We start from the raw sequence: 375 nt of genomic DNA on the forward strand, positions 1-375 counted from the left end.
TTGTTCTGCATTAGGCTCAAGCCTAAATTTGTACGCTTTATTAATTTTCATAATGAATGCTTTATTGGTCAGTGTGTTTGTTATTTATACCATGTTATACTATATAACATAAACAATAAAGGGTATTTATTATAATGAGTGAGATATATAAAAACCGTCATTCTGCTTATAATCTGCATGTGCATTTAGTATTCATCACTAAGTATCGCAAAAAGGTTTTAGCTGATAATCATCGTCAATACTTTAAAGAAGTTGTTGCTGAGATATGCAAGGATTTTGGTGCGGAACTCAAGGAATGTAACGGTGAAGGCGATCATGTTCACATGCTAATTCAATACCCACCAACGGTACAACTAAGTAAGATGGTTAATAATC

General features: G+C 32.5%; 2 protein-coding genes. One reads left to right on the forward strand and one right to left on the reverse strand.

The window, feature by feature from the left end:
- The coding region (locus tag JFC07_RS13385) for a helix-turn-helix domain-containing protein (RefSeq protein WP_198329238.1) at positions 1 to 51 on the reverse strand (51 nt) is incomplete at its 3' end.
- Between the two features lie 83 nt (positions 52 to 134).
- Here JFC07_RS13385 and tnpA point away from each other — a divergent pair.
- The coding region (tnpA, locus tag JFC07_RS13110; RefSeq protein ID WP_198329237.1) for an IS200/IS605 family transposase at positions 135 to 375 on the forward strand (241 nt) is incomplete at its 3' end.

This window comes from Psychrobacter faecalis, assembly GCF_016107575.1.
Taxonomy (GTDB): domain Bacteria; phylum Pseudomonadota; class Gammaproteobacteria; order Pseudomonadales; family Moraxellaceae; genus Psychrobacter; species Psychrobacter faecalis.